Origin of the sequence: Roseomonas sp. TAS13 (genome assembly GCF_001950415.1) — a bacterium.
In the GTDB taxonomy this organism is placed as follows: Bacteria; Pseudomonadota; Alphaproteobacteria; order Acetobacterales; family Acetobacteraceae; genus Roseomonas; species Roseomonas mucosa.
The window spans coordinates 1-4,774 of sequence record NZ_BDLP01000332.1 but is presented as its reverse complement, the minus strand read 5'-3'; the positions used below and the strand labels follow the sequence as shown (position 1 = coordinate 4,774).

The window sequence follows — 4,774 nt, the reverse complement described above, 5'->3', positions numbered from 1 at the left end:
CTTGTGATCAAGAGACAGCCGCGTGGCCCTCGTGCTCGGCGCCGAGGACAGCGGCCTGCGCCGCCTGCAGCGCGAGAACTGCGACGAGCTGGTGCGCCTGCCGATCTCCCCGGCCATGGAAAGCCTGAACGTGTCCGCCGCCGCCACGGTCGCCCTCTATGAGATCGCGCGGGCGAAGCCGCCGGTCACGGAGCCTTAACCGGCCCGGCGGCAGAATGCCGGCGCGGCCGTATCAAGAGGACACGCCGGCACTTCAAACGAAAGGGGGGCAAACCCCGTGGAACATCGCATTCCGGGCATGCCGGGCCTGAACGACGAACTGCACCTCGCCCTGTCGCGCGAGGCCCTGCGGCAGGCCTCCGAAACCCTGGCGCGGCAGGCCGAGCTGCTGGCCGACGAGATGGAGCTGGGCAATCTCCTCGATCGCGGCGGACCGGCGGCGCTGCGGCTCTTCGCCGCCGCGATCCGCTCCACCCGCCTGCCCGTCTCGCCCCTGGTCGGCCATGCCTGACCGCGCGCCCACCCGGCTTGAGACGGATCGCGCCACAGTCTAGTGTCCCGCCCGCCCGACCGAGCGCCTCCGCGTGGCGGGTGGATGGGGACCATCAATAAAGTCCCGGGCCTTTGCGCCGGATCGCCGGGTTAGCACAGTGGTAGTGCAGCTGATTTGTAATCAGAAGGTCGGGGGTTCAAATCCCTCACCCGGCACCACGCCCCATCCCCCCCGCACACGCCGGCCGGGTCACCCGCTCAGGGATCGTCCCCGAACAGGAAGGACACTGCCGCCAGCACGAAGATCAGCACCATCAGGCTCCCGGCCGGCAGTTCCACGGGCGGGCTGTTCGTTGACACCCCGCCACGCGCCACAGCAGTCCAGGGAAACGCGTTCCGGACACGCGCACATCGCCATGTCAGAACGAAAACCGGCTCGGAACTCTGCCACGCACCGTCACATGACCGGCCTCGGGCGCGATCGCCTTCCGGCGCCCGGCCACGTCTCCGGACGCCCGGCACGGAGACACCGGCACCCGGTCCGGCCATCGCCTCACCCTGTGCGGCCGGCCTTGCCCTGGGCAGGCATTGCCACCGCCACGCCAGCGCCCTGGCGCTCCCCGGTGGCGGTCCCCGTCCCCTCGCCTCCATCCAGGCTGGAGCCGGGCAGCCATCGCTCGCGATAGGAATCCCACTCGGCCTTGCTGTCGCAGATCAGGCGCAGCAAGTCCTGCGGCACCGACTTCGCGATGCCATCGCCGAAAACCCCGTCGCCGAACTGCTTCCGAAGGCTCTGCCGCAACCACAGGTCGAAGGGGTCCGTGGGCCTCGGAGGCGGGGGCGGGCGGGAGAACTCTGCCGTCATACCAGACCTCGCCATGGAAGGAGATGCGGGTTGAACGCCCGGCAACGCTCCGGGCTTCCCGCGATGCGGCGGGAACGGCTTCGTCCTCCTCCTCGTGTCGGGCTTCGTCCTTTGCGCTCCGCGCAGCCTTCCCGCCCCGGCCCGCCCGCGGGCCGGGGGAAACCGGGCGGCATGGAACCCTCCCCCCGGCTGCGGTGTTGTGCCGGAGACAACGCCGACGCGGCGCATGCACCACACCGGACAAAGGGATATCCAGACCATGGACCAGCAGGCCACCCAGCCCATGCCCTATGGTAACCAGCCCTATGACAGCCAGCTCCCCGCCCGCAGCGGGGACGACGACGCAACGCTTAGTCTGGGCCAGCGCAGCCTCTACGTCCTAGCCGGCCTCGCCCTGGCCGCCGCCGGCGCCAAGCCCCGCCCCAATCCGCTGCTGAACATCCTGGCCCTGGGCGCCGGCTCCTACCTCGCCTGGCGCGGTGCTGAAGGCACCTGCCCCATCAAGGCCGCCTACGTCCGGCATTTCGGCTGATCCACGGCGCCAGGGGCGGAACCGGCCAGCAGCGCCCCCGCTTCCCCTCGCGGAACGACAGGGGCAGCTTGGCGGAGGGGTCGCCGTCCCGGCGCCCTCACCACCACGGAATCGCTGCACAGGGAGGCAGCCGCCCGTGCCGGGATTGTCCGTGGCAGAACAGGCTGGAGCCATGACCGAAGACACCGTCGCCAAGACCGAAACCCTGGTCCGCCACCTGCGGGAACAGGAGCACCATGTCGAGGCTGACCGCCTCCAGGCTGCGGTGAAAGAGAAACAGGGCGGCAATGCCTTCCTGGAAGGTTTGCGCGACGTCTGCCAGACCGTCCTCACCGCGCTGGAGGCCATTGACCCCAAGACCGAGCTTCTGGCCGAGGAGTTGCGGCTGGAGATCGACCGGCGCCTTGGCCACAACCCCGCCCCGCCCCCGACGGAGAAGGCCTGACCGCTGCCCCCGCGAACGGGACAGGCCAGCGGATGAACATCCTTCCATAAATGCCGGGCCAGGCGGGCTGCCCAAGGCCATGCCGCACGCCCGGCCCGTCAAGGCTCGCCTCACGCCAATCCGCGGAAAACCCTGACTTTCCAGCGCAAGTCGCGACCTTCCGGCCTCCGGTTGCTCTTCGTTACTCTTCTTGAGGCACGATCCGGCTGCGACCACGAGCAGCATCCATTCCATGGAAATGCTTCCGCTCGCAGCGGCGATCCGCTTCGGCCTCGGGCCGCGACCGGACCAGCCCCTTCCCGTCGATGCCCTCGCCTGGCTCGACAGCCAGCTCGACGGTCCGGACACGCCACCCCCGCCACCGCCGGGCCAGGACCGCTACCGCACCGTGGCCGACGGCTTCCAGATCTGGCGCGACCTCGACGCCATGGGCCAACCCGCCCCGGGCCAGAAGAACCCCATCGAGGAGAACTTCGTCGCCGAGGCCACCACCCAACTCGCCTGGCGCATCGACACGCCACAGCCCTATCGTGAGCGCCTCGCCGATTTCTGGGCCAACCACTTCACCGTCAGCAAGCGTGCCGGCTACCCGGTTTCCACCACCATCGGCCCCTATCTGCGCGAGGCCATCCGCCCGCACGTCACCGGCCGCTTCACAGACATGCTGCTGGCCGTCTTCCGGCACCCGGCCATGCTCTACTACCTGGACCAGACCGCCTCGGTCGGCCCCAGCAGCCCCTATGGCAAACGCAGCGGGCGCGGACTGAACGAGAACCTCGCTCGCGAGATCATGGAGCTCCACACGGTCTCCCCCGCCAGCGGCTATACCCAGGCGGATGTGACGGAGTTCGCCCGCCTCCTCACCGGCTGGGGCGTGGAGCGCAACAAGGACCCCTTCGGCACCCTCTTCCGCCCCTCGAACCACGAGCCGGGCCCCAAGACCGTGATGGGCGAACGCTTCGAGGAAGGCCCGGATTCCGCCGAGCAGGCGCTGCGCTTCCTCGCCTCCCACCCCGCCACCCGCCGCCATGTCGCCCTCAAGCTCGCCCGCCATTTCGTGGCCGACGACCCGCCGCCCGAGGTGGTGGCCCGCATCGCCGGCCGCTGGCGCGACACGGATGGCGATCTCGGCGCCGTCGCCCGCCTGCTGCCGCGCCTGCCGGAAGCCTGGTCGCAGCCCTTCGGCAAGCTCCGCGCGCCGCAGGACTTCATCGCTGCCGCCTTCCGCGCCTGCGGCGCCCGGGGGCAGGACGTCGCCCGCATCGCCTATGGCGCGGGCTACACCCTGAACCAGCCGATCTGGACCGCGCTGCAGCCCAATGGATGGCCCGACCGCGCCCCCGACTGGCTCGGCCCCGAACCGGTGATGCAGCGCCTCGACTGGTGCTTCGAGACCGCCGGCCGCTTCAGCCGCCTCGAACCGATGGCCGTGCTCGACACCGCCCTCGGTCCCCTGGCCAGCGACGAGACCCGCCAAGCCGTCGCCCGCGCGGGCTCCCCGCGTGAGGCCATCGCCCTTCTCCTCGCCAGCGCGGAGTTCCAGCGCCGATGAGCTGCCACATCCCCGACACCGTCCATGGCGGGGGGCACCTCCCCCGCCTCGGCCGCCGCGGCCTGCTGCTGGGCCTCACCGCCCTGGCGGTCACCGCCAATGCCCGCCTCGCCTTCGCCGACACGCCATCCCCGGTGCAGGCGCCGGGCGCGCCACGCCCGCCGCAGCGCCTCGTCGTGGTGATCCTGCGCGGCGCCATGGACGGCATGGCCGCCCTGGCCCCCTATGGCGACGCGAACTACCGCGAGTTGCGCGGCTCCATCGCCCTGCCGGAGCCCGGCCAGGAGGGTGGGCTGCTCGACTGCGGCGGCTTCTTCGGCCTGAACCCGCGCCTCGTCAGCCTGCACGGCTTCTTCACCCAGGGCGAGCTCCTCCCCATCCACGCCGTTGCCGGCCCCTACCGCAATCGCAGCCATTTCGAGGCGCAGGACATGATGGAGAGCGGCGCCCCACAGCGCCTGACCTCCGGCTGGCTGAACCGCGCCCTGTCCGGCATGCCCGAGCCCGGCCCCAGCGCGCCGGAACAGGGGATCGCCATCGGCCTCGACCTGCCATTGCTGATGCGCGGGCCGCAGCATGTCGGCATGTGGGCGCCGCCCCGCCCGGTGCGGCCGCCACCGGACCTCTACGCCCGCATGGCGGAACTCCTGCACGTCGATCCGGAACTCGGCCCCGCCGTGGCGGACGGGCTCCGCGGCCGTGGCTATGCCACCGGCGTCCTCGGCGGCGACGGCATGGGCGAACAATGGCGGCAGCGGCTTCACCCGCCTCGCCGCCACCGCCGGCCGCCTGTTGGCGCGCGACGACGGCCCCCGCGTCGCCGCCATGGAAATCGGCGGTTGGGACACGCATGCCGACCAGACCCGCCGCCTGACCCCCGTGCTGGGC

The 4,774-nt window shown here is 71.2% G+C and carries 5 protein-coding genes, 1 tRNA gene and 2 pseudogenes; 7 read left to right on the top strand and 1 reads right to left on the bottom strand.

Annotated features, from left to right (window positions below):
• Positions 1-19: 19 nt before the first annotated feature.
• From ROTAS13_RS19440 to ROTAS13_RS19430, 3 genes and pseudogenes are all read left to right on the top strand, one after another.
• Positions 20-199 (top strand): annotated as a pseudogene (locus ROTAS13_RS19440) (TrmH family RNA methyltransferase); the annotation flags it as partial.
• Positions 200-277: 78 nt separating this feature from the next.
• Positions 278-511, top strand: coding sequence for a hypothetical protein (locus tag ROTAS13_RS19435; protein WP_226946033.1), 234 nt, complete (start codon positions 278-280; stop codon positions 509-511).
• Positions 512-636: 125 nt separating this feature from the next.
• A tRNA-Thr gene (locus ROTAS13_RS19430) sits at positions 637-711 on the top strand.
• A gap of 334 nt (positions 712-1,045) precedes the next feature.
• Here ROTAS13_RS19430 and ROTAS13_RS19425 read toward each other — a convergent pair.
• Positions 1,046-1,294 carry a hypothetical protein gene (locus tag ROTAS13_RS19425; RefSeq protein WP_019462861.1) on the bottom strand — a complete coding sequence of 83 codons (249 nt, stop codon included), beginning with the start codon at positions 1,292-1,294 and terminating at the stop codon, positions 1,046-1,048.
• Between the two features lie 322 nt (positions 1,295-1,616).
• Here ROTAS13_RS19425 and ROTAS13_RS19420 point away from each other — a divergent pair, with 322 nt between their 5' ends.
• The 4 genes and pseudogenes from ROTAS13_RS19420 to ROTAS13_RS19405 all read left to right on the top strand — a co-directional run.
• Positions 1,617-1,889, top strand: coding sequence for a hypothetical protein (locus ROTAS13_RS19420; protein ID WP_075823149.1), 273 nt, complete (start codon positions 1,617-1,619; stop codon positions 1,887-1,889).
• A 172-nt stretch (positions 1,890-2,061) separates the two neighbouring features.
• On the top strand, positions 2,062-2,334 hold the full coding sequence (locus tag ROTAS13_RS19415) for a hypothetical protein (RefSeq protein WP_075823148.1): 273 nt from the start codon (positions 2,062-2,064) through the stop codon (positions 2,332-2,334).
• Positions 2,335-2,566: 232 nt separating this feature from the next.
• Positions 2,567-3,886: a DUF1800 family protein gene (locus ROTAS13_RS19410; RefSeq protein WP_026033523.1), complete on the top strand. Its 1,320-nt coding sequence runs from the start codon at positions 2,567-2,569 to the stop codon at positions 3,884-3,886.
• Positions 3,883-4,774, top strand: a pseudogene (locus tag ROTAS13_RS19405) (DUF1501 domain-containing protein); the annotation flags it as partial. The gene ROTAS13_RS19410 and the pseudogene ROTAS13_RS19405, both read left to right, overlap by 4 nt.

Coding starts and splice junctions, on each gene's coding strand:
- ROTAS13_RS19420 (WP_075823149.1), top strand. CDS start 1,617: ATGGACCAGCAGGCCACCCAGCCCATGCCCTATGGTAACCAGCCCTAT.
- ROTAS13_RS19415 (WP_075823148.1), top strand. CDS start 2,062: ATGACCGAAGACACCGTCGCCAAGACCGAAACCCTGGTCCGCCACCTG.
- ROTAS13_RS19410 (WP_026033523.1), top strand. CDS start 2,567: ATGGAAATGCTTCCGCTCGCAGCGGCGATCCGCTTCGGCCTCGGGCCG.